We start from the raw sequence: 19515 nt of genomic DNA on the forward strand, positions 1-19515 counted from the left end.
AAACCTTTGGTGAATCGGTCGAATGCTAGGTAATGCATGCGGGGCACTCTGTAGAGCGTAGAATGAGCCAGCATGACACGTACCCCGGAAGACTTCGAGCCAGTCCACGCCTCTGACATCCAGTTGGCCCAATCGCGGATTAGCTCGGAGATTGCTCCGACCCCACTGCAGTACTGCCCACGCCTGTCCCAGGAGACCGGCTACGAGGTCTATCTCAAGCGGGAGGACCTCCAGGATGTGCGCTCGTACAAGATCCGCGGCGCCATTTATGGAATGTCCAACCTTGGTGACAAGGAACGCGCGCAGGGCATCGTGACGGCGTCGGCAGGCAATCATGCTCAAGGCGTCGCCTATGCCTGCCGGACCAAGGGCATCCAGGGCAAGATTTTTGTCCCCGAACCCACGCCGAAGCAGAAGCGTGACCGCATCCTCGTTCACGGCGGGGACTTCGTGGAGCTCGTTGTCACCGGAGCTAATTTTGATGAGGCGGCGGCTGCTGCACATGCGGACGCCGATGAGCGTGGAGCATTCTTCATCGAGCCTTTTGACGCCCGCGATACTGTCATCGGTCAAGGCACCGTGGCCGCGGAGATTGTGGCGCAGCTGTCCTCGTTGGGCAAGGCCCTCGACACCGTCATCGTCCCCGTGGGGGGAGGCGGACTCATCTCCGGAATCACGTCCTACCTTGCAGACATGGCTCCCCGCACTGCGGTGGTGGGGATTGAGCCGGCTGGGGCGGCGTCGCTAAGCGCTGCTTTCGACGCTGGCGAACCAGTGACGCTGGAGACCGTTGACCCCTTCGTCGATGGCGCTGCGGTGAAGCGAGTTGGCGACGTACCTTTCAAGATTCTGGAGGCCAACCAGGGGCGTTTGCACTGGGATAATGTGTCCGAAGGTGCGGTGTGCACGGAGCAGCTGGCCTTGTATCAGAACGAAGGCATCATTGCGGAGCCCGCCGGCGCGTTGAGTGTGACCGGTCTACGCTCCCTGAAGCTGCAGCCGGGATCGACCGTCGTGTGCGTTATTTCCGGCGGTAATAACGACGTGTTGCGCTACGCCGAAATAATGGAGCGCTCCCTCGTGCACCGAGGTCTGAAGCACTACTTCCTGGTGAACTTCCCGCAGGAGCCGGGACAGCTTCGCCACTTCCTCCAGGACGTGCTGGGGCCAGAGGATGACATCACGCTGTTTGAGTACCTCAAGCGCAATAACCGCGAAACCGGTGCGGCACTCGTGGGTATTGAATTGGGATCCGCCGCCGGCATTGATGGATTGTTGCGCAGATTGGCAGACTCCAAGCTGCAATGCAAGCAGCTCAAGCCTGGCACTCCTGAGTACGACTTCCTCGTCGCATAATGCTGGACAGTTATCAGCGCCCCGTTGCCGGCGAGCTCTACGAGCACGAGATTGAGATTAAGCGCTCCCGCTTCATTACCCTCATCGGCCGCGTGACAAATGAGGAAGAAGCGCGCGCGTTTATTGACGCTGCCAGGGACCGCTTTCCCGACGCCCGCCACCACTGCTCGGCGTACATCTACCACGTCGATGCTTCGAACCCAGTGGAGCGTTCTTCTGACGATGGTGAGCCCTCCGGCACCGCGGGCAAACCCATGCTGGACGTTCTCAAAGGGTCCGGGATGCTGGACATCTGCGCGGTCGTGGTGCGCTACTTCGGAGGTATCAAGCTGGGCGCGGGCGGTTTGGTCCACGCTTATGGCGGTGCTGTGAGCGAGACGATGGAACACGTCGAGCGCGCTACCCGCGCTTTGCGTGAGCTCTACACGCTGGAGGTCTCCCATGCCGATGCCGGCCGCTTGGAGGCGGACCTGCGCAACCGCGGCGTGGACCTTGTCGATACTGCCTACAGCCAAGCGGTGACCTTCACCGTGTCCGTCGCCCCGGGTGGCGAGGAAGAGCTCACGGCCACATTGGCCGCCTTGACCCAGGGTGCGGTTGCTCCGCAGGAAGCCGGCAGCGCCTGGGTGGAGCTTCCGCACTAGCGAGCTCGTAGTTCCACGCGCGTAGTTCCTCGCACGGCATGGTTGCCTTGTAGTATTGGCAGCATGACTATGCAGCGACGCCCCAATAATCCCATTGAGAAGCGGAAGCAGGCTGTACGCACGCACGCTCGCAACGGCGCCATTGCCGTGGTGGGCGGCATCGGTGGCGGCATCCTGCTGGGCTGGGCGCTTACTGGATTCTGGACGTGGATGGCCATTGGCCTCGTCGTTGCCGTGGTCGGTGGCGTCTATAACTGGGGAAAGATCCAGAAGATTGTCAACGAAAACCACAACCTTTAAGAGCCGTATGGTCAACCAGCCCGACGGGCGCCCAGTACGCATTGATGCCTGGGTCTGGTCCGTCCGTATGTTCAAGACCCGTTCGGAGGCCGCCACCGCAGTGCGCGCCGGGCACGTCAAACTCAACGGCAACGCTACCAAGCCTGCGCAGCAGGTTGTCCCGGGCGACCGCGTACGCGTGTGGCGAAACCACCACGAGCATGACCTCGAGGTCCTTGCCACCGTATCGAAGCGTGTTGGCGCTCCCGTGGCACGTACCTGCTACATCGACCACGCCCCGCCGCCCCCGCTGAAGGAATTCCTTCCCTCCGTCCCCGTCCGCGCCCGGGGCACCGGTCGCCCCACGAAGAAGGAACGCCGGCAGATGGATAAGTTCCGCGGCGGTTTCCGTTAGTGCGCGCCGGTCTGGTGCACCTTGCCACGCAGGGGGGGAGTTAGCGGTGGTTGATGCAGGAAAGGAGGTCCTCCAGCTCTGTGGAGTTGGCCTCTTTTTCTCCCGGATTCCTCGGGGTGCCGTTTAGAATCTCCTGCACGCGCGTTGACTCGTCTGACAATGGAGCAGCACAGGCATGTGCCAGAGAGAGCGAGATATTCTGAGATACAGTCTCCTCAGCGGCCAAGCGGTGGGGAGCGGTGATCGCCCGTTGCCGCATGAGCTGCAGAGCGATGGGAAAGTCGCTGCGGAGCTGTTCTGGGACGTCACGAAAGGACGAATCGGTGACGAGTATCTTGTCCGGCAGTACATCACCGTAGGGTGAGCCCTCCATATAGTGTGTAAGCGATTCCTGCGCGGCTGCAAAATAAGCCTGGTTGGTAGGGAGCCCGCAGACTGTGGGAGCGGTCGCCGTGCACTCCAGGTCTGCAATGCTGGCTGAGTCCAGCCGCTCGTGTTCGCCCATGAGCTCGAAGTTGAAAGCGGCAATGATGGTAGCGACGAAGACCACGACGGCTGCCAGCGCGGCGAGAAACTTGTAGCGAACGCACCCGCCGACTGAAGCCGCTACACAGGACACCGCGCAGAATCGTGCTGTAAGCGCGAATATAAGAGGAATGCTGTCGCGCACGTCGGCCATGATGGTGGCGCTGTCGAGGCCATCGTGGAGACTGCCATACAGTGCCAGCGGCACCGTTACAGCGAGGTACACGGTCATTCCTACAAGCGGCAGAAGCCCTCCGCCTACAGCGCCTAACGCTATCGGTACAGCCTTGCCGCGTGGACTAAAGTAATCCCACTGTGCGCTTCCACTTCGCCACCGCCACTGGCCGACGGTGACACCAACGCCTGCCAGCCACGCCACCATAAACGGCGTGGCGGAGGCTGCTGTATCGAGGAGCATGTACACACTCCCTCCCCAATCGCTTACGGAGGTCCACGCAAAGACCGCGAGGAACAATCCGGTGATGAGTCCCAACAGGACTAGTTTCTGGATGCGGAGCACCCCTCGAAGCCAGTATGCGGCGGGCGGCGCGGCAGAGTCGGCAACAGGGCGCGTGGTCACAGATGACATTGAGATCCAATCGATAGCGTGAGAAGTACTACACACCGTGGTGCGTGGGGCGGGAAACTAGCGCAGGATAAAACGTGGTACTCCCAGTACGATGGCACCAGTGGCGATGAACCAACTTCCGTCGAAGGCGCCGTCTTGCGTGAACAACAGGCCGGGTGATTTGAGCGGCAGCCAGAGGGTTTCCATCGTGGGCAAAGGATAGGACGGTGAAAAGAATAAGGATACGCACCCTACAAGCAGAGGGACCGCCCAGAGGTACAGGTTGGGAAGTACACGCGAAACGATACATGTGCATCCGAGAAGGAAGCTGCAGTCGCGCGCACAGGCCAGCCCGGCATACGGGGCGGTGGTGAAGCCGAAGCACATCACGCTGATGACTCCTATGACTGTAGCAAAGACGAGGAGGAGCATGGACCGCCGTGCCACGAGGGAGCGGGCACGCGTGCGCTCCAGCGCTGATTCTTTTTTCATCGCGATGGTGAGACACGCGCTCGCGGCGATAGCGATAAACAGATGGCTATCTTCAATTGTGGCCCCAGGGCGGCTGATGGCCGTCAACACCGCCTTCGCGGTCAGTGCCGTGCATACCGCCGCGATGACGGCGATGGGTAAGTTCTGGAATCGCGCCCACAGCAGCCATCCATAGTGCGGGACGAGCTGCTTGGGGTCTGTTCTTGTCGTCATTGTGCCACCATTGTTCCGCTTATGTAGCCGCGTACGCCGTATAGGCGGACGCGATGGCCTCAGCGGAGTTGCCACCCGGTGTGAGCTCGGAGAGCGAACCGGTGAAGGCCACAGACCCATGCGAAAGAATTGTCACATCCGTGGCTACACTCGCTACATCATCCACAATATGCGTGGTGAGCAGTACCGGAGTTGTCGCCGCGATCGAAGAAACTGCAGTGCACAATTCTTGTCGCTGTATGATGTCGAGCCCCACGGAAGGCTCATCGAGTACGAGGAGCCGCGGGCTACCGAGTAAGGCAGCTGAAATCCCTACTCGCCGCCGTGTGCCACCGGAGAGGTTACGGATCTTGTCGGAGGAATAGTCCTTAAGATGCGTCAATGCGAGTGCTTTCGCAACCTCGGCGCCGGCGGTGCCACGCGGAATTTTATTGAGCCACGCCATATAGTGCAGAAACTCGGCTACCGTAAAAGAGCTTGTGGGGAGATTGTCCTGCGGGAGATACCCCACGTGGAGCTTCCGCTGCCGCGGATCAGCAATCCCGTCAAGCTCAATCGTGCCACCAGCTGTGGGAACCAGTCCGACAATGGCTTTGAGTATGGAGGACTTGCCTGCTCCGTTGGGACCTAAGAGGGCGTGGACGCCGTCAGTCACGTCAAAACTGACGTCGGTTACTACCTGCTTTTTCTTGTAGGCAACGGAAACGTGATTAAGTGACAGCACAGGCTACCTCATACGTGAATGAAAATTAGAGCGCGAAATATTGATGCTCGCGCTATGTGTAAGAACTGTGGCGGGGTTAGCGAACTTCGAACGTTACCCCTCGGTGGTGCTCGATGCCGCATGTTGCGACTGCCTGATGGCCGGCTTCGGTCCATGCGGAAGTCTGATCGGGCCAGTTATTGCAGTCGAGGCGAATACGGAAGTCTCCATCCCCTTGGCTGCAGCTTCCGATAACGCTTTTTCCGTTTACCTCATATTGACAATCAGAAGGGTAGGCCTGTGCGGCACTGGGACCGAACACCGCCGCCGCAGACAAAATGAGTGGAGGCGTCAAAATAACAGCTAGCTTCTTCATTGATGGATCCTTTCTGAAGGTAGGTAGCAGGGGGCCCATCTACATGAATAAGGTTCTTCTACTATAAACCATAGTGGAAATAATTGGCAGCAGTTGACTGCGCTATTCTTCGGAAAAGCGGCGTAGCGCCTTGAGGCGTGCGTTCAAGCGGCGCTTGCGGTCGGGGCGGTCACCGGCAGCAGAGGTAGCGTCGATGTGCTGGGAGCCGAACTTGTTGAGCAACAAGTCGTCGATAAGCCTGACCTGCCCCGGGCGGAAGCGGTAGCGCATAGCGTCGTGCACGTGGGCGATGTCATCATCATCCAAGAGTTGTTTGAGCTGGCTCAAACGGTTGATGCCGTTGTTTTCTAGCAGCTCCGCCAGGAAGCGGTAGTGTTCCGAGCGTGAGCGTGGGAAGCGGCTACCCAGAATGATGGCGAGCACTCCCGGTAGGGTCTCCGCGGTGAGCTCAATGTCCTCATCGGTTTCCGTGCTGGGGGCCTTGAGCGCTGCGATTTCATCGAATTGCTGATCCGCGAGCTCAATGAGACCTGCGGCTAGAGTAAAGAGACGATCGACCTGCGGAGAAGGTGGGTTCGGCCCCTGCTTGTAGCGAATATCGTGCTCAAACTCTGCCCAAGCATGCTGCAGGACAGTGCGGATCTGTACCTCGAAAGTCCAGCCCACATAAGGCTCGAGCTCATCGAGGGCAGCAGCGCTATCTTCAGTGACCGTGAGAACGAGATGGTGGGAGCCGTAGCCGAAACCGCCGGAAATACGGGTCTCCGCGGCCTTGTCCACGGAGCGCACAACCTTGAAGGTTTCCCCCAAAACCTCAATAGTTTCCGGGATGATGGTGGAGTGAAAGACGTTGATACGCACGCCGAGAACATCGTGGATGTCGTCCCACGGTGCGGGGTACATAAGCTCGCCATTCTCACGACGTTTCTTCGCCTTGGCCTTAAGAGAAGGCCACTGTTTGACGCGGGTAGCCACGCGGTCGAAGATAATGCCGGCGTCGTTAAGCAAGTCCTCGATGGCATCGAGGAAATCTTGTGCTGCAGTGGGGTGTGCGTGAACCCAGGAGTGGTATTGATTGCTCAGGCGAGACATTGGGGATTCGGGCATCGGTTAGAACACGACTCCTTTCGGCCACGGCAGTGAGGAAAAAGGAGGTAGTTCTTATACCTCCAAAGGAAAGCCGTTAGCCAATACTAGTGGGCGCAGGCTCAGTGTGGGGCGATGGCGTGGGCGCAGTTCGCTAGCGCGGCCGGCTAACGCGGTTGCTGTGCTGTCAGGAGTATCAACCAAAGCGAAAAGCGTGTGTGCGTCGGGAACGAGGTACGTGATGCGCTGAGCTTGGGTCAGACGGCGAAGGTGATTATCCACAATGACAAACGTTTGTGGGTGCGCCAACCACGCAGAGATAGAGCAGCGGTGAGCACGAACCTCCACGCTGCCCTCAGCACCGGGCAGGCTGTGTTCGGCAGGGCGAGTAAAGAAGCGCAAGCCCTGGTCCGTCAGGGCCCTGCGCTGCAGGTTGAGCGATGAGGCGTCCCATGCCTGGCGAACCGTGAGCCCCATATCGTCGAGCGCACGCTGGCTGACGCGTTTTAGTGAAGAACCTTCGCCATGAGTCAACGTCATGGAGAACGTGCGGGAAAGCTGGATGCTGGCAGGGGAGTCACCAAATCCGTCATCACAGAGTTTCACGCCGCTGAGCTCGTTGCTCGGGCACAGAGATGGTAAAAGGCGGTCAACATCGAGGGCAGAAGGAGCTGCAACGGTCATGGCTTTCTCCGGTAAGGGTAGAGCTTAAGAATTTCTTGCCCTTATTGGACTGAACTGCATGCCCGTCGGTTCCCAGCTTCGCAGAAAAAACTATCCGGGGAGCTCAACGTGAGTCCTAGCCGCTCCTTTTTAAAACGGTGGAGCTTCGTCGAGCTGGAGTTCGGAGAGAAGTTTGTCCACCGGCCAAATCGCGATGTCCTGGCCCTTGGCTTGTAACTCTTCGGCGCGCTTTTCCTTGGAGGTCTTCGTAGCCCACTGTCCCACGACGAGGATGGTGGTTTTCTTGGTCACGTTCTTGCCCACTTGGCCGCCGCGCTCAGCAATCTTGGACCACAACAGGCCTTTATCGAAAGGCTCAAAGTCACCGGTGAGGGTGACGTGATGGTTAAAGAGTGCGCCCTGAGGGTCAGCGTCGGGGTTAGGGTCCGGAATCGTGTCGGGGGTAGCGACTGATTGCCAGGGCGCTGGGCCGCGACGGTCCTCGGAGCCGGAGCGCTTTTCCTTCGAGCTCGTTTCGGTGCCGGCCATACGGGTGTTGTCACGGAAATCTGTGCCGGCACCCAGATCCGCAGCTGATAGTGGTGCGGTGTTAGCGCGCAACACCGGGATGACGGATTCTTCGCTCAAGGTGCCCAGCGCAAACTCGCGAGTGGTGAAGAGATCCTCGATGGAACCCGAGTGTCCGAAACGGCGGGCGAGACCGGTGACGATTGCGCCGGCCGCGCGTGCGTCGGCGGTGGCTTCGTGGTGCTGGAAGTCCTCCGCACCGACGAAGTTCGCCACGGTGGGAAGCTTGTGGTTGGCCACATCGATAACGCCGGCGCGGGAGGCGTCGCGTGCCAAGGCTAAAGAACACGCGAGGCGAACATCCGGAACAGGAGCTTTGGCCGTGCGCAGGCCCGTGCGAAGCGCAGTTGAATCGAACTGCGCATTGTGGGCAACAAGCGTGTCCGTGCCGAGGAATTCGAAGAGCTCCGCAGCAGCGTCCGCGAAGGGAGAGGCATCGGCAACGTCATCCGCCGTAATGCCGTGAATGCTGACGTTGACCTCGTCGAAATACTCCAAACCGGGCGGAGGGGTACACAGCCACGTGCGGGATTCGGTTTCTTCACCATCGCGGAAGCGGACCGCGCCAATCTGGCACACGGAACCCCAGTTATCGTTGGCTGTTTCGACGTCAACGGCGGTGAAATTCAGCCCCTTGACACCTGCGCTGGCGGCTGGTGCCTCGCCGCGCAGAACAGCCTCTACTGCGGAAGCTAGTGTTTCCGCGTCCTGGCCGGGAGCGATGCGAATGATAGTGAGTTCGGTATCGCCTTCGCCATGCACGACAACCTGTCCGAAACTCGTTGCCGTCGGTGCCGAGCTCTCCACACCCGTGGCCCCAGCCAGCGGGATTTCCTCGTGGGCTGGAGCGCCTAGGGAAGCTGCAAGCTGGGAGCGGTGAAGAATCAGAGCATCGGCGGTGACGTCAACGACGGCACCGTGGGCGGTATAGGACACGGATTCCTTTCAGGGCATCTTTTCGAAGTGGAGATAAAAAGCCAGTCTAGTTCTCTTTCGATTCGGAAGAGTCAGCGGCTTCTGTTGTCTCGTTGACATCGTCGAATACGGGGGGTTCGGTCTGGCGCAAGATAAGAGTCGTACGCGGCTGAACCACGATGGTTCCGGCAGCGTCAATAATCTTCTCCTCGTCCGGGTAACCGCCGGAATCGGACGTATCCACGATGAGACGCCAGCTAGCACCCAGGTCCTTGGTGGGAAGAGTGAACTCGATGTCCTCGTGGTGGGCATTGAAGATCATGATGAAGGAATCATCCGTAATACGCTCACCACGGGCAGTGGTTTCCGTAATCGCATTGCCGTTGAGGTAGACCATGAGGGCCTTACCGAATTCAAAGTCCCAGTCCTCTGGAGTCATGAGCTTGCCGGAAGGCACGAGCCACGCGATATCGCGGTCCTTGACATCAGAACCGAAGGGGCCACCGGCTAGGAAGCGCTGACGGCGGAAGACCGGGTGGTTGCGGCGGATGTTGATGAGGCGCTTGGTGAAGCCGTGCATGGCGGCGTTCTTTTCCTCATTCATCATGGACCAGTCAATCCAGGAAATCTCGTTGTCCTGGCAATAGACGTTGTTGTTGCCGTCTTGCGTGCGGCCCAGCTCGTCACCGTGGCAGAGCATCGGGGTGCCCTGAGACAGCAGGAGGGTGGTGAGGAAGTTTCGGACCTGTCGGCGGCGAAGCTTCTTAATTTCTTCGTCGTCAGTCGGCCCTTCCACACCGTGGTTCCAGGAACGGTTGTGGGACTCGCCATCACGGTTGTCTTCACCGTTAGCGTCGTTGTGCTTTTCGTTGTATGTCACCAAGTCACGCAGCGTGAATCCATCATGCGCGGTGATGAAGTTGATGGACGCAGTGGGGCGGCGGCCGTTGTTGGCGTACAAGTCAGAAGAGCCAGTCAAGCGAGAGGCGAACTCACCCATGGTGGCAGGCTCTCCGCGCCAGAAGTCTCGGACAGTGTCGCGGTACTTGCCGTTCCATTCGCTCCAAATCGGCGGGAAATTACCAACTTGGTAGCCGTTGTGTCCCACGTCCCACGGCTCGGCGATGAGCTTGACCTTGGATACCACGGGGTCCTGCTGCACCAAATCAAAGAAGGTAGCGAGCTTATCGACGTCATCCAATTCGCGCGCCAGAGTAGAAGCCAAGTCGAAGCGGAAGCCATCGACGCGCATTTCCGTCACCCAGTAGCGCAGGGAATCCATGATGAGCTGTAGCGAGTGCGGGTGGCGCACATTCAGCGAGTTACCGGTGCCGGTGTAATCCATGTAGTGCTCGGGGTTGTCATCCACCAAGCGGTAATAAGCATGGTTGTCAATGCCACGGAAAGCGATGGTGGGGCCCATATGGTTGCCTTCTGCGGTGTGGTTATACACCACGTCGAGGATGACCTCGATACCGGCTTCGTGGAAGGCGCGAACCATGGCCTTGAATTCTGCGACGACCTCGCCGGGTTTCTTGGCGTAGGCATAGTCTGCATGCGGGGCAAAGAAACCAAAGGTGTTGTAACCCCAGTAGTTGCGCAGGTCCAGTTGGCGCAGGCGATCATCCTGGAGGAACTGGTGCACGGGCAGCAGTTCCACTGCCGTTACGCCAAGGTCCTTGAAGTAATTGATGATGGCCGGGTGCGCCATGCCGGCATAGGTACCGCGGAGTTCTTCGGGGACCTCCGGGTGGGTCATCGTCATGCCCTTAACGTGGGCTTCGTAAATGATGGTTTCGTTATCCGGGGTGTGGGGGCGGTTGTCGCCGTGCCACTCGAAGAACGGGTTGATGACAACTGAGAGCATGGTGTGGCCCAGCGAGTCTTCCTCGTTGCGGCCGGTGCCCGGTTCTTCGGCATGGATGTCATAGGAATATAGTGAGGCGTCCCCGTCGAAGTCTCCATCGAAGGCCCGGGCGTAGGGATCGACAAGCAGCTTGGAGGGGTCACAGCGCAAGCCTTGCTGGGGATCGTAGGGGCCATGGACGCGGTAGCCATAGCGCTGGCCGGGGGAGACGTTGGGAAGATATGCATGCCACACGTGCGCAGTGACTTCGGTGAGTTCGATGCGCTCTTCGTTGTTGTCTTGATCTATGAGGCAGAGTTCGATTTTCTCAGCGGCTTCGGAAAAGATAGCGAAGTTGGTACCGGCTCCATCGAAGGTGGAACCGAGTGGGGATGGAGAACCAGGCCACACCTGGCGGGAATGGGGTGCTTCGGCACGGGTGTCAGTCATGGGGTTCAGCTTAGCCAATTCTGCGGAATGCGGCTGACCTTAAACTATCGGCGCAGGTGAGTTTAGAGCGCACGTAATCCCGCGACTACGAGTTCGGTGGCGCGGATGGAGGCGTAATCAGTGTGTGCGGATGCAGAGAGGCCTCCCAACTGGGCATGGGATTGTTCCAAGAAGGTGGCGCCGAGGATGTAATGGATCAAGGTGCGTGCGGCAACGCCAATGCTTTCCGACGTCCCCTCCGGCACCTCTCGCTCCAACGCTGCGGCGAAGAGCTCCTCGAGGTCTGCGCGGGTGGTGGACTCGGGGAAAGCAGCACCGGCAATGGCTACCTCCGCGCCGTCGCGCCAACGGCTGAGCTCGCGGTGGAGGGAGCTCGCCAACTCGGCAGGGGTGTCTCCGGAAACCGGTGATATGATTTCGGTGGCCATGGCGGCAATCAACGCCTGCTTGTTGGCTACGTGCCAGTACAATGCGCCAGGAGCCACGCCGAGGGTGGTAGCGACGCGCCGCATGGTGACATCAGCCAGCCCGTAGCTCGTGAGAAGCTCGAGGGCCGTGGAAACAATAGCGTCGCGAGAAAGGTGCACAACAGACTACTGTACGGGTCTCGTGCTCTTAGTGTGGCTCTTGTGAGTAAAAAAGAGTAGTGGGGTTCACAGGAACCTTCAAGGTTTAGGTCATGAATTCTTCAACCACTGCTTGTTAGGGTTATGTGAACTGCACAAGAGCGTGCAATCTGTCACTCTCATTATTAGAAAATTAGGAGTTATCCCTTGTCTTTTCTGACCCCCGCTAAGAAGTCCCTCATTGCAGTCGCGCTGGTTGCACCGTTGACCTTGACTGCATGCGGCGACAAAGGCGAAGAAGTAGCTGACGCTGCATCCTCCGCTGTGAAGACCACCACCACGACCAAGGCCAAGGAGGGTGAGACCTCCGAGGATAAGGACAAGAAGGAAGGCGAAGAGAAGAAGGAAGGCGAGGAGCAGGACAAGAAGGAGGGCGAAGAGAAGAAGGAAGGCGAGGGCCAGGATCCGAAGCCGGAGGGCGAGGAAGCCCCGGCTGAGGAAGGCGCTGACCAGACTCTGGCCAACCCGTTCGAGAACGGCGTTGACCCCTTCCAGAGCATGCCGAAGGTAGAGCCCATTCAGGGTCAGGCAGCTAGCCAGGAAGACATCGATGGCATCAACGGCCTAGTGCGCGGAATGTATGACCAGCAGACCATGCGTAGCTTCGTGAAGTACCTGCCGGATCACACCTGTGAAGCTGTTCGTAACGACCCGAACTCTGGTCTAAGCGAGCTTGACTACAACCAGATTCCGGACGTTCCGATGAACCAGCTCAAGGACATGATGGCTGCCTCCGGTGCTGATACCTCTCAGATGGAGGGCTTCGACTGGACCCAGACCGGTGTTGAGTCCATCAACGACGTCGTTGTTGACGGTGACTCCGCCTCCGCCACCGTGAACGTTAACACCAGCAAGGGCTTGGACAGCTCTACCATGCGCTTCAAGCGTGAGAACGGTAACTGGACCTTCTGCAACTAAAACAGCTCGTGACTGCACTACGTGCACCTAGCTTTCGCATACCCCGCGCCATTGGATTTGGCGCGGGGTTGCTCGCGTTGGCGCTCCTTATCTTCAGTGTTTCGGGTGCGCTGTGGGGTCTTTGGCGGCCAACGCTTGAAGGTCATCGAGTAGAAGGCGGCGGGTATGCGCTGAGCAACGGCGCCAACGTTCAGTTCCTATCCTTTAGTACCTTCGCCCTTATCACCGGAATGCTGGGCGTGGTGATAGGAACAGTGGCTTACTTGCGTGGCGAGCGCTACCGCGGAGTCGGCGTATTGGTTTGGTCTGGCGTGGTCGGCCTCGCTGGAGCGGCTGCCTTCTATGTTTTTGGGGGTGTGACTGCTACCGCTGCGCCAGAGCAGCCCGGAGAGTTTGTCGAGTTCGTACCGAAATTTTCTCCGGCCATTGGGTGGTTGGTGGCACCGTTTATGGCTATGTTTGCCTACTGGTCTGCGGTTTTTATCAATCCCGACCCCGGTCTTGGTGCACTACCGGAAAACGCTGACTAGGGCCACACGACGGGGGAGGAGCCTATGGCATCGTGAGAAATGTCATCGATGCCATGGAGCACATGTTTGATGCCGCGGCCTAGGGCGGTGACCAGTTGGGCGTCGGAAAGCCCTGCTCCTGTCATCACCGCATAGTCCACGCGAACCTGCAGGCCATCCACGTTGGAGTGGCAAAATGCGGATGCCGAGTGGTTAGTTCGGTTCCAGTCATTGCAGATCAGGAACATCTTGGAAAACTCGCTGCCTGGAAGGTTCGGATCCCAGTGGCCCTTGATGATAAGGCTAGGCCCGGAATCGATGGCGAAGGCGAAGAGGACATCGTTGATCCAGGCATAGATGGCGTCCCCGGAATCCGATTGGAAGCGTGTGATTCCGAGCGAGGGCAGCATGTCTTCGAGACGAGAAATGTCGACGGTAGAGACGGGGCCATTGGGTTCAGAAGGCTCATCGGCTGCCAGGGGGCGGGGGAGCATCAGCGCGGGAAAATGCGTTGCGAGCTCCTCGAGGCACGCCCCCGCGTTGAACAGCGCCGGCAGGACGGACGCGGCGAGCTGTGCCGTGGTGGGCTCTTGGTGCACAACGAGGAAGGAATGGCCCCACACCTCAACCTCAGTGGGGGTGGTGTAGTTGAGCACCAAGTGGGGTGACAGACAGTCGTGGTTCCAGTCGTTGACGAACTCGCTGAGCTCGGGGATTTCACCAAACCCAAGCGCTCCATTGTGGGTGGTGTAGAAGCGCAGGATGGGCTCACCTTCGGTGTCCATATACGTGCGGGTCTCGCCCAAGGGGGAATGGGGAAAGAGGAGCTCGTCGGCGCTGACACGGATGCAATCCAGCTCTTCGCAGTGCGCGAGCTTCTCCACGCGTGTGAGTAGCTCGGAATGGTCCGGGCCGTCGTGCTTGTCGGCGTCGTTACTCATGTCGCCGCCTCTCTTCACCAATGGTGGTGCGTCAATGTGTTAATAGTGACACATTCTATAGCCCGCACCATGGGGCCCGCTGGCTTTTTGGCACGGGTATAGTAATGGGAAGGTATAGAAACCGCTGCATATTATAAAAAGGGGCTGTGCCATGCTAAGAACTATTGACCTGCGCGGAGAGAAGCTCAGCACCTCCCGCCTGCGCCGAATCTTGCCACGTGGCGGGACGGATGTTTCCTCCGTCATGGGCACAGTGGTCCCCATGGTGGAGTCGGTGCGCGATGGTGGTGCGGCAGTAGCCCTCGACTTTGGTGAGCGCTTTGATGGCGTACGCCCGGAAGCGGTGCGTGTCAGTGCGGACGCCCTTGAGAAGGCTGCAGCGGACGTTGATCCGCAGGTCCGGTCCGCTATCGAAGAATCCATTACCCGTGTGCGCGCTGTGCATGCTGACCAGAAGCTGTCCTCGCACACCACAACGCTAGCTCCTGGCGCCACGGTCACGGAGGTGTTCCAGCCGATCGAACGCGTAGGTCTCTACGTGCCTGGCGGCAAGGCAGTGTATCCTTCCTCGGTCATCATGAACGCCGTCCCGGCTCAGGAAGCCGGTGCTGAGGCCATGGTTGTGGCTTCCCCGCCACAGAAAGACTTCGGCGGACTGCCGCACCCGACGGTTCTGGCAACCTGCCACATGTTGGGCGTGGATGAGGTCTGGGCGGTCGGTGGTGGACAGGCTATCGCGCTGCTGGCCTATGGTGACGATGAGCCAGCGACGGGAGAAGAAGCGCTTGAGCCAGTCGACATCATTACTGGTCCAGGCAACGTCTTCGTGGCCGCAGCTAAGCGAGCTGTGCAGGGCGTGGTGGGCATCGATGCCGAGGCGGGCCCGACTGAGATCGCCATTCTGGCTGATGATACGGCAAATCCCGTGTACGTTGCGTATGACCTTATTTCCCAAGCGGAGCACGACCCGATGGCAGCGTCGGTTCTCATTACCGCCAGCGAAGAACTGGCAGAGGCCGTGGCGGCGGAAGTAGCGCAGCGTTACACCGCGACGGCGAATGCCGAGCGTGCTGCGGAGGCGCTGCGCGGCGAGCAGTCCGGCATCGTGCTCGTCGACGACCTAGATGCGGGCATTGCCGTGGCTGATGCGTATGCCGCCGAGCACTTGGAGGTTCACACCGCGAACGCCCGTGAGGTGGCCGAACGGATTCGCCATGCAGGTGCCATCTTCGTGGGCGATTACTCACCGGTGCCGTTGGGTGATTACACGGCAGGCTCCAACCACGTTTTGCCGACCTCCGGCACGGCACGATTCAGCGCTGGCCTGTCCACGCACACCTTCCTGCGCCCAGTCAACCTTGTGGAATACGACCGCTCGGCGCTGGGGGAGGTGGCCGATAAGGTCATTGCCTTTGCCGCCGCTGAGGAACTTCCGGCGCACGGTGAGGCGATTGCCGCCCGCTTCGATGACGCGAACGCGCCCCAGAATTAAAGAGCTAGCAACACTTGAGGAGGCCGAGACCATGGCTGAGATGAAAGATCTTCCCCTGCGTGAAGAACTGCGCGGCTCCAGCGCCTATGGCGCACCGCAGTTGACGGTCACGAACCAGCTCAATACCAACGAGAACCCGTACCCGCCGTCGGAAGCGCTGATATGGGATATGGTGAAGGCCGTCGAGAAGCATGCTGCGCAGCTCAACCGTTACCCGGAGCGCGATGCTGTGGAGCTGCGCACTGCCTTGGCGGACTACGTTTCTGAGCAGACCGGCGTGGCTGTGAGTGTGGATAACGTGTGGGCAGCCAATGGATCGAACGAAGTTTTGCAGCAGCTCCTCCAGGCTTTCGGTGGGCCCGGACGCAGCGCACTGGGGTTTACTCCGAGCTATTCCATGCACCCCATCTTGTGTGCAGGTACGCAGACGGAATTCATTTCCTCCCCACGTGATGAGGACTTCCGGATTGATGAAGAGGCGGCGCTGAGGGACGTCGAGAAGCACCAGCCCGACGTCATCTTCATCACCACCCCGAACAACCCCACCGGTGATGTCACCCCGATTGAGCTGGTAGAGAAGATCATCCAGGCCGCGCCGGGCATTGTCATCGTAGATGAGGCGTATATGGAGTTTTCAGCGTCGCCATCAGCCACCACGTTGCTAGAGAAGTATCCCACCAAGCTCGTGGTCTCCCGCACGATGTCGAAGGCCTTCGACTTCGCCGGTGGCCGTTTGGGGTATTTTGTGGCGGACCCCGCCTTCGTGGAGGCCGTCATGCTCGTGCGTTTGCCGTATCACCTTTCGGTGCTGTCTCAAATTGCGGCCATCGTGGCCATCGAGCACAAGGAAGAAACCTTGAGCACGGTGGCGAAGCTGTCGGCCGAACGTGAGCGCGTGGTTAATCGACTCGAGGAGCTGGGCTACTACGTTGTTCCCAGCGAATCTAACTTTGTGTCCTTTGGGCGCTTTGCCGACCAACATGCGGTGTGGCAAGGCTTCCTCGACCGCGATGTTCTTATCCGTGACAACGGAGTTCCGGGATTACTGCGCGCCACGATTGGTCTGCCGCAAGAAAATGATGCCTTCCTTTCTGCGGCGGCGGACTTGGCAGATACAGTAGAGATGATCCAGAAATAACGCCGTGAACACGAGGTGAAGGAGGAACGTGAGAATATGAGTGCCGACGTCACTGCGCGCCAGGGCAACGGTGTCCGGATTGGCCGCGCTGAGCGCGCCACGGGGGAGACGAGGATCTCCGTAGAAATCAATCTCGACGGCACAGGACAGGCGGATATTTCCACCGGTTTGCCGTTCTTTGATCATATGCTCACTGCGGTGAGTACTCACGGCTCCTTCGACCTCACCGTCCATGCTGAGGGCGATATCGACATCGACGCGCACCACACCGTCGAAGACACCGCCATCGTTATGGGGCGCGCGTTCTTGGAGGCACTGGGGGACAAGTCGGGTATTCGCCGCTTTGGCTCCCAGTTGCTGCCCATGGATGAGACCTTGGTTGAGGCCGTCGTGGACATTTCTGGCCGCCCGTACTTCGTCATGAATGGCGAACCCGAGAACCTCGAGTGGCAGATTATCGGTGGCCACTATGCCACGGTGATAAACCGTCACTTCTTCGAAACCTTCGCTATCCACTCGGCAACAACGCTGCACGTCAACGTGCGCTATGGTCGCGACCCTCACCACATCACCGAAGCGGAGTACAAGGCCGTCGCCCGTGCACTGCGTCAAGCCACTGAGCGTGATCCGCGCGTGAGCGGCGTCCCCTCGACGAAGGGAGCCCTCTAAGACGTTATGAACATTGTTGTTCTTATTCTTTTCCTCGTTGCTGGTGTGCTCATCGGCGGCGCGTGGTCGGCCTACCAGAATGACTCGAAACTGCTGACCGTTGTGGCCGGTGTGCTGGCAGCCATCACCGTAGCCGCTGCGCTGGCCTGGCTGCTGGATATCTTTTCGGCAGGGGTGGCGGCGAAGTGACTGAAGCGACTCCGACGAATGTATGGAAGGTCGTCGGCTTTAAAGAGACCATGATCGCGGTGGTCTCCGCTTTCGGTGCATGGTCGGTGTTGCTGCCGGTCGTGCCGTTAGCGGTTCTCGACGCCGGTGGGTCCGCGACCCTGGCTGGTGCGACCACCGGCGTCTTCATGTTGGCGACCGTGCTGACCCAGATGATCACGCCGATGCTGCTTCGAATTTTTGGCTACCGCCCCATCATGGCCTCCTCAGCACTTCTGCTGGGTGTTCCTGCGCTGGGCCATATGCTTGGTGACGCCGCGCCTATCGCCCTCGGGTTTTCTGCCCTGCGTGGCGTAGGTTTCGGTGCTCTGACGGTGGCGGAGAATGCTCTCATCGCAGAGATTACGCCGCGGCGCCTGCTGGGTAAGGCGACGGGTATCTTCGGCCTTTTCATTGGCGCAGCTCAAATGGCTTTCTTGCCGGTCGGCCTCGCCGTCGCTGCTGCATATAACTACAACCTCGTGTACTTGTTGGCAGCAGGTTTGGGCTTGTTGGGCTTCTTCACGTGCATTCTGGTGCCGAAGATTAAGGCGGCACCTGTGGGAAGCCCAGATCCTTCGGATACGACTCCACGCGCTCCCATGTGGAAGCTCGTCCTCGTCCCTGCCTTGGCGCTGACGAGTTTCTCGGTGAGCTACGGTGTGGCGTCGAACTTCATCTCCCCGGCCGTGCGTGAGCTCGATCCGGAACGCGGCGCCGTGCTTGGCGGCTTCATGTTGTCCGTGATCGGTGGTGCGGCGATGATCTTCCGCTACGTGGCTGGCGTGGTCGCTGACCGTGCGGGCAAGCCGGGCACGCTCATGATTCCTGCACAGATTTTTTCCGTCTTTGGTGTCGGCCTGATTGCTGCAGTGCTGTGGCAGGAGTGGTCCATTTGGTTGCTGGTCTTCGGAACGATGGTGTACGGAGCTGGATTTGGCATCGTCCAAAACGAGGCTTTGCTGTCGATGTTTGATCGCCTGCCGCGCGAGCGCCTGTCCGAAGGTTCGGCGGTGTGGAACATTTTCTACGACGGAGGCACCGGTCTCGGCTCCACCGCTCTGGGAGCGGTCGTAGCGATGTCCGGATATGACGGTGCCTTCGCCGTGGGTTCTGCCATCATTGCGGTGGGTCTGCTCATGACGTTGGCTGACAGCGCTTTGGGCAAGACTCGCGTGAGTGAAATCAACGACATTCAAACGCGACTTCGCATGATTAGGCGGCCGAGGAGGCCCGGAAAGGACCCACGATGAGCTCTCACAACGTTGCCATCCTGGACTATGGAGCGGGTAACCTGCGCTCCGCGGTTCGCGCCCTTGAGCGTGTCGGCGCACACGTCACGGTGACTGCGGATCCCGCCCTCGCAGTCGAGGCGGATGGCCTGCTGGTCCCTGGTGTTGGTGCCTTCGCTGCGTGCATGGAAGGTTTGCGCGCAGCCCAGGGGCCGCGCATTATCGGCCAGCGCCTTGCTGGTGGCCGCCCGGTGTTGGGCATTTGCGTGGGTATGCAGGTGCTTTTTGAATCCGGCACTGAACACGGTGTTCACACAGAAGGCTGCGGTGAGTGGCCGGGGGACGTCGGAAAGCTCCAGGCAGACGTGCTGCCTCACATGGGGTGGAACACCGTGGAGATGCCACAGGGCAGCCGCATGTTTGACAACATCAACGCCGAGGATCGCTTCTACTTCGTTCACTCATATGCTGCTCGCAGCTGGGAGTTGGAGACCGAAATTACCGAGCCGCCTAAAGTTGCGTGGACAGAATATGGCGGCGATCGTTTTGTGGCTGCCGTGGACAATGGCGCGTTGTGGGCTACGCAGTTCCACCCGGAAAAGTCCGGGGACGTGGGCTCGCAGCTGTTAAAGAACTGGGTTGGAACGCTTTAAAGCGCGTGCCT

22 protein-coding genes are annotated in these 19515 nt (G+C 59.4%); 12 read left to right on the plus strand and 10 right to left on the minus strand.

What is annotated here, in order from left to right; all coding sequences use genetic code 11:
- Window positions 1-72: 72 nt before the first annotated feature.
- The 4 genes from ilvA (at window position 73) to I6J72_RS02715 (ending at window position 2694) form a co-directional block, all read left to right on the plus strand.
- On the plus strand, window positions 73-1356 hold the full coding sequence (ilvA, locus tag I6J72_RS02700) for a threonine ammonia-lyase IlvA (RefSeq protein WP_204099823.1): 1284 nt from the start codon (window positions 73-75) through the stop codon (window positions 1354-1356).
- Window positions 1356-2000, plus strand: coding sequence for a YigZ family protein (locus tag I6J72_RS02705; protein WP_204099824.1), 645 nt, complete (start codon window positions 1356-1358; stop codon window positions 1998-2000). The genes ilvA and I6J72_RS02705 overlap by 1 nt, the downstream gene beginning before the upstream one ends.
- Window positions 2001-2063: 63 nt before the next feature.
- Entirely contained in the window at window positions 2064-2300 is a 237-nt protein-coding gene (locus I6J72_RS02710; protein WP_204099825.1) for a hypothetical protein, read from the plus strand.
- A gap of 7 nt (window positions 2301-2307) precedes the next feature.
- A complete protein-coding gene (locus tag I6J72_RS02715) occupies window positions 2308-2694 on the plus strand; it encodes an RNA-binding S4 domain-containing protein (RefSeq protein WP_204099826.1) in 387 nt (128 codons plus the stop codon).
- A 40-nt stretch (window positions 2695-2734) separates the two neighbouring features.
- Here the strand turns inward: I6J72_RS02715 and I6J72_RS02720 are convergent, their stop codons facing one another.
- The 9 genes from I6J72_RS02720 to I6J72_RS02760 all read right to left on the minus strand — a co-directional run bounded on the left by I6J72_RS02720 (window position 2735) and on the right by I6J72_RS02760 (window position 11706).
- Window positions 2735-3799: a hypothetical protein gene (locus I6J72_RS02720; RefSeq protein WP_147279339.1), complete on the minus strand. Its 1065-nt coding sequence runs from the start codon at window positions 3797-3799 to the stop codon at window positions 2735-2737.
- A gap of 66 nt (window positions 3800-3865) precedes the next feature.
- Window positions 3866-4492 carry a hypothetical protein gene (locus I6J72_RS02725; RefSeq protein ID WP_204099827.1) on the minus strand — a complete coding sequence of 209 codons (627 nt, stop codon included), beginning with the start codon at window positions 4490-4492 and terminating at the stop codon, window positions 3866-3868.
- A 19-nt stretch (window positions 4493-4511) separates the two neighbouring features.
- A complete protein-coding gene (locus I6J72_RS02730; protein ID WP_115022821.1) occupies window positions 4512-5216 on the minus strand; it encodes an ATP-binding cassette domain-containing protein in 705 nt (234 codons plus the stop codon).
- A 76-nt stretch (window positions 5217-5292) separates the two neighbouring features.
- Window positions 5293-5571 carry a hypothetical protein gene (locus I6J72_RS02735; RefSeq protein ID WP_204099828.1) on the minus strand — a complete coding sequence of 93 codons (279 nt, stop codon included), beginning with the start codon at window positions 5569-5571 and terminating at the stop codon, window positions 5293-5295.
- 102 nt (window positions 5572-5673) lie between these two features.
- Entirely contained in the window at window positions 5674-6678 is a 1005-nt protein-coding gene (locus tag I6J72_RS02740) for a GTP pyrophosphokinase family protein (protein WP_204099829.1), read from the minus strand.
- Window positions 6679-6732: 54 nt separating this feature from the next.
- Complete coding sequence (locus I6J72_RS02745) at window positions 6733-7341, minus strand: hypothetical protein (RefSeq protein WP_204099830.1); 609 nt, start codon at window positions 7339-7341, stop codon at window positions 6733-6735.
- Between the two features lie 129 nt (window positions 7342-7470).
- Window positions 7471-8844, minus strand: coding sequence for an exonuclease domain-containing protein (locus I6J72_RS02750; protein ID WP_204099831.1), 1374 nt, complete (start codon window positions 8842-8844; stop codon window positions 7471-7473).
- A 46-nt stretch (window positions 8845-8890) separates the two neighbouring features.
- A complete protein-coding gene (glgX, locus tag I6J72_RS02755) occupies window positions 8891-11119 on the minus strand; it encodes a glycogen debranching protein GlgX (protein ID WP_204099832.1) in 2229 nt (742 codons plus the stop codon).
- Between the two features lie 62 nt (window positions 11120-11181).
- Complete coding sequence (locus I6J72_RS02760; RefSeq protein ID WP_204099833.1) at window positions 11182-11706, minus strand: TetR family transcriptional regulator; 525 nt, start codon at window positions 11704-11706, stop codon at window positions 11182-11184.
- A 186-nt stretch (window positions 11707-11892) separates the two neighbouring features.
- On the opposite strand from I6J72_RS02760, the gene I6J72_RS02765 reads away from it, so the two are divergent.
- Together I6J72_RS02765 and I6J72_RS02770 are read left to right on the plus strand one after the other, a co-directional pair.
- Window positions 11893-12663 (plus strand): hypothetical protein, encoded by a 771-nt coding sequence (locus I6J72_RS02765; RefSeq protein WP_204099834.1) that lies wholly within the window; start codon window positions 11893-11895, stop codon window positions 12661-12663.
- A gap of 8 nt (window positions 12664-12671) precedes the next feature.
- Entirely contained in the window at window positions 12672-13193 is a 522-nt protein-coding gene (locus tag I6J72_RS02770) for a hypothetical protein (protein WP_239107470.1), read from the plus strand.
- Here I6J72_RS02770 and I6J72_RS02775 read toward each other — a convergent pair.
- Window positions 13190-14113: a YbjN domain-containing protein gene (locus I6J72_RS02775; protein WP_204099835.1), complete on the minus strand. Its 924-nt coding sequence runs from the start codon at window positions 14111-14113 to the stop codon at window positions 13190-13192. The two genes, I6J72_RS02770 and I6J72_RS02775, sit on opposite strands and share 4 nt — an antisense overlap.
- Before the next feature lie 151 nt (window positions 14114-14264).
- Between I6J72_RS02775 and hisD the strand changes: the two genes are divergently transcribed.
- Genes hisD through hisH form a run of 6 tightly spaced genes read left to right on the plus strand, consistent with a single transcriptional unit; the run spans window position 14265 to window position 19504 of the window.
- Window positions 14265-15605 carry a histidinol dehydrogenase gene (gene hisD, locus I6J72_RS02780; RefSeq protein WP_204099836.1) on the plus strand — a complete coding sequence of 447 codons (1341 nt, stop codon included), beginning with the start codon at window positions 14265-14267 and terminating at the stop codon, window positions 15603-15605.
- 31 nt (window positions 15606-15636) lie between these two features.
- Window positions 15637-16743: a histidinol-phosphate transaminase gene (locus I6J72_RS02785; protein WP_204099837.1), complete on the plus strand. Its 1107-nt coding sequence runs from the start codon at window positions 15637-15639 to the stop codon at window positions 16741-16743.
- A 36-nt stretch (window positions 16744-16779) separates the two neighbouring features.
- The gene (gene hisB / locus I6J72_RS02790) at window positions 16780-17412 is read left to right on the plus strand and encodes an imidazoleglycerol-phosphate dehydratase HisB (protein ID WP_204099838.1); all 633 of its coding nucleotides are present in this window, start codon (window positions 16780-16782) and stop codon (window positions 17410-17412) included.
- A gap of 6 nt (window positions 17413-17418) precedes the next feature.
- Complete coding sequence (locus I6J72_RS02795; protein ID WP_115022800.1) at window positions 17419-17601, plus strand: hypothetical protein; 183 nt, start codon at window positions 17419-17421, stop codon at window positions 17599-17601.
- A complete protein-coding gene (locus tag I6J72_RS02800; RefSeq protein WP_370552153.1) occupies window positions 17598-18872 on the plus strand; it encodes an MFS transporter in 1275 nt (424 codons plus the stop codon). The genes I6J72_RS02795 and I6J72_RS02800 overlap by 4 nt, the downstream gene beginning before the upstream one ends.
- On the plus strand, window positions 18869-19504 hold the full coding sequence (gene hisH / locus I6J72_RS02805) for an imidazole glycerol phosphate synthase subunit HisH (RefSeq protein ID WP_204099839.1): 636 nt from the start codon (window positions 18869-18871) through the stop codon (window positions 19502-19504). The genes I6J72_RS02800 and hisH overlap by 4 nt, the downstream gene beginning before the upstream one ends.
- The last annotated feature ends 11 nt before the right edge of the window (window positions 19505-19515 follow it).

This window comes from Corynebacterium sp. FDAARGOS 1242 (assembly GCF_016889985.1).
GTDB lineage: Bacteria > Actinomycetota > Actinomycetes > Mycobacteriales > Mycobacteriaceae > Corynebacterium > Corynebacterium minutissimum_B.

Coding starts and splice junctions, on each gene's coding strand:
- ilvA (WP_204099823.1), top strand. CDS start 73: ATGACACGTACCCCGGAAGACTTCGAGCCAGTCCACGCCTCTGACATC.
- I6J72_RS02705 (WP_204099824.1), top strand. CDS start 1,356: ATGCTGGACAGTTATCAGCGCCCCGTTGCCGGCGAGCTCTACGAGCAC.
- I6J72_RS02710 (WP_204099825.1), top strand. CDS start 2,064: ATGACTATGCAGCGACGCCCCAATAATCCCATTGAGAAGCGGAAGCAG.
- I6J72_RS02715 (WP_204099826.1), top strand. CDS start 2,308: ATGGTCAACCAGCCCGACGGGCGCCCAGTACGCATTGATGCCTGGGTC.
- I6J72_RS02725 (WP_204099827.1), bottom strand. CDS start 4,492: ATGACGACAAGAACAGACCCCAAGCAGCTCGTCCCGCACTATGGATGG.
- I6J72_RS02735 (WP_204099828.1), bottom strand. CDS start 5,571: ATGAAGAAGCTAGCTGTTATTTTGACGCCTCCACTCATTTTGTCTGCG.
- I6J72_RS02740 (WP_204099829.1), bottom strand. CDS start 6,678: ATGCCCGAATCCCCAATGTCTCGCCTGAGCAATCAATACCACTCCTGG.
- I6J72_RS02745 (WP_204099830.1), bottom strand. CDS start 7,341: ATGACCGTTGCAGCTCCTTCTGCCCTCGATGTTGACCGCCTTTTACCA.
- glgX (WP_204099832.1), bottom strand. CDS start 11,119: ATGACTGACACCCGTGCCGAAGCACCCCATTCCCGCCAGGTGTGGCCT.
- I6J72_RS02775 (WP_204099835.1), bottom strand. CDS start 14,113: ATGAGTAACGACGCCGACAAGCACGACGGCCCGGACCATTCCGAGCTA.
- hisD (WP_204099836.1), top strand. CDS start 14,265: ATGCTAAGAACTATTGACCTGCGCGGAGAGAAGCTCAGCACCTCCCGC.
- I6J72_RS02785 (WP_204099837.1), top strand. CDS start 15,637: ATGGCTGAGATGAAAGATCTTCCCCTGCGTGAAGAACTGCGCGGCTCC.
- hisB (WP_204099838.1), top strand. CDS start 16,780: ATGAGTGCCGACGTCACTGCGCGCCAGGGCAACGGTGTCCGGATTGGC.
- I6J72_RS02795 (WP_115022800.1), top strand. CDS start 17,419: ATGAACATTGTTGTTCTTATTCTTTTCCTCGTTGCTGGTGTGCTCATC.
- hisH (WP_204099839.1), top strand. CDS start 18,869: ATGAGCTCTCACAACGTTGCCATCCTGGACTATGGAGCGGGTAACCTG.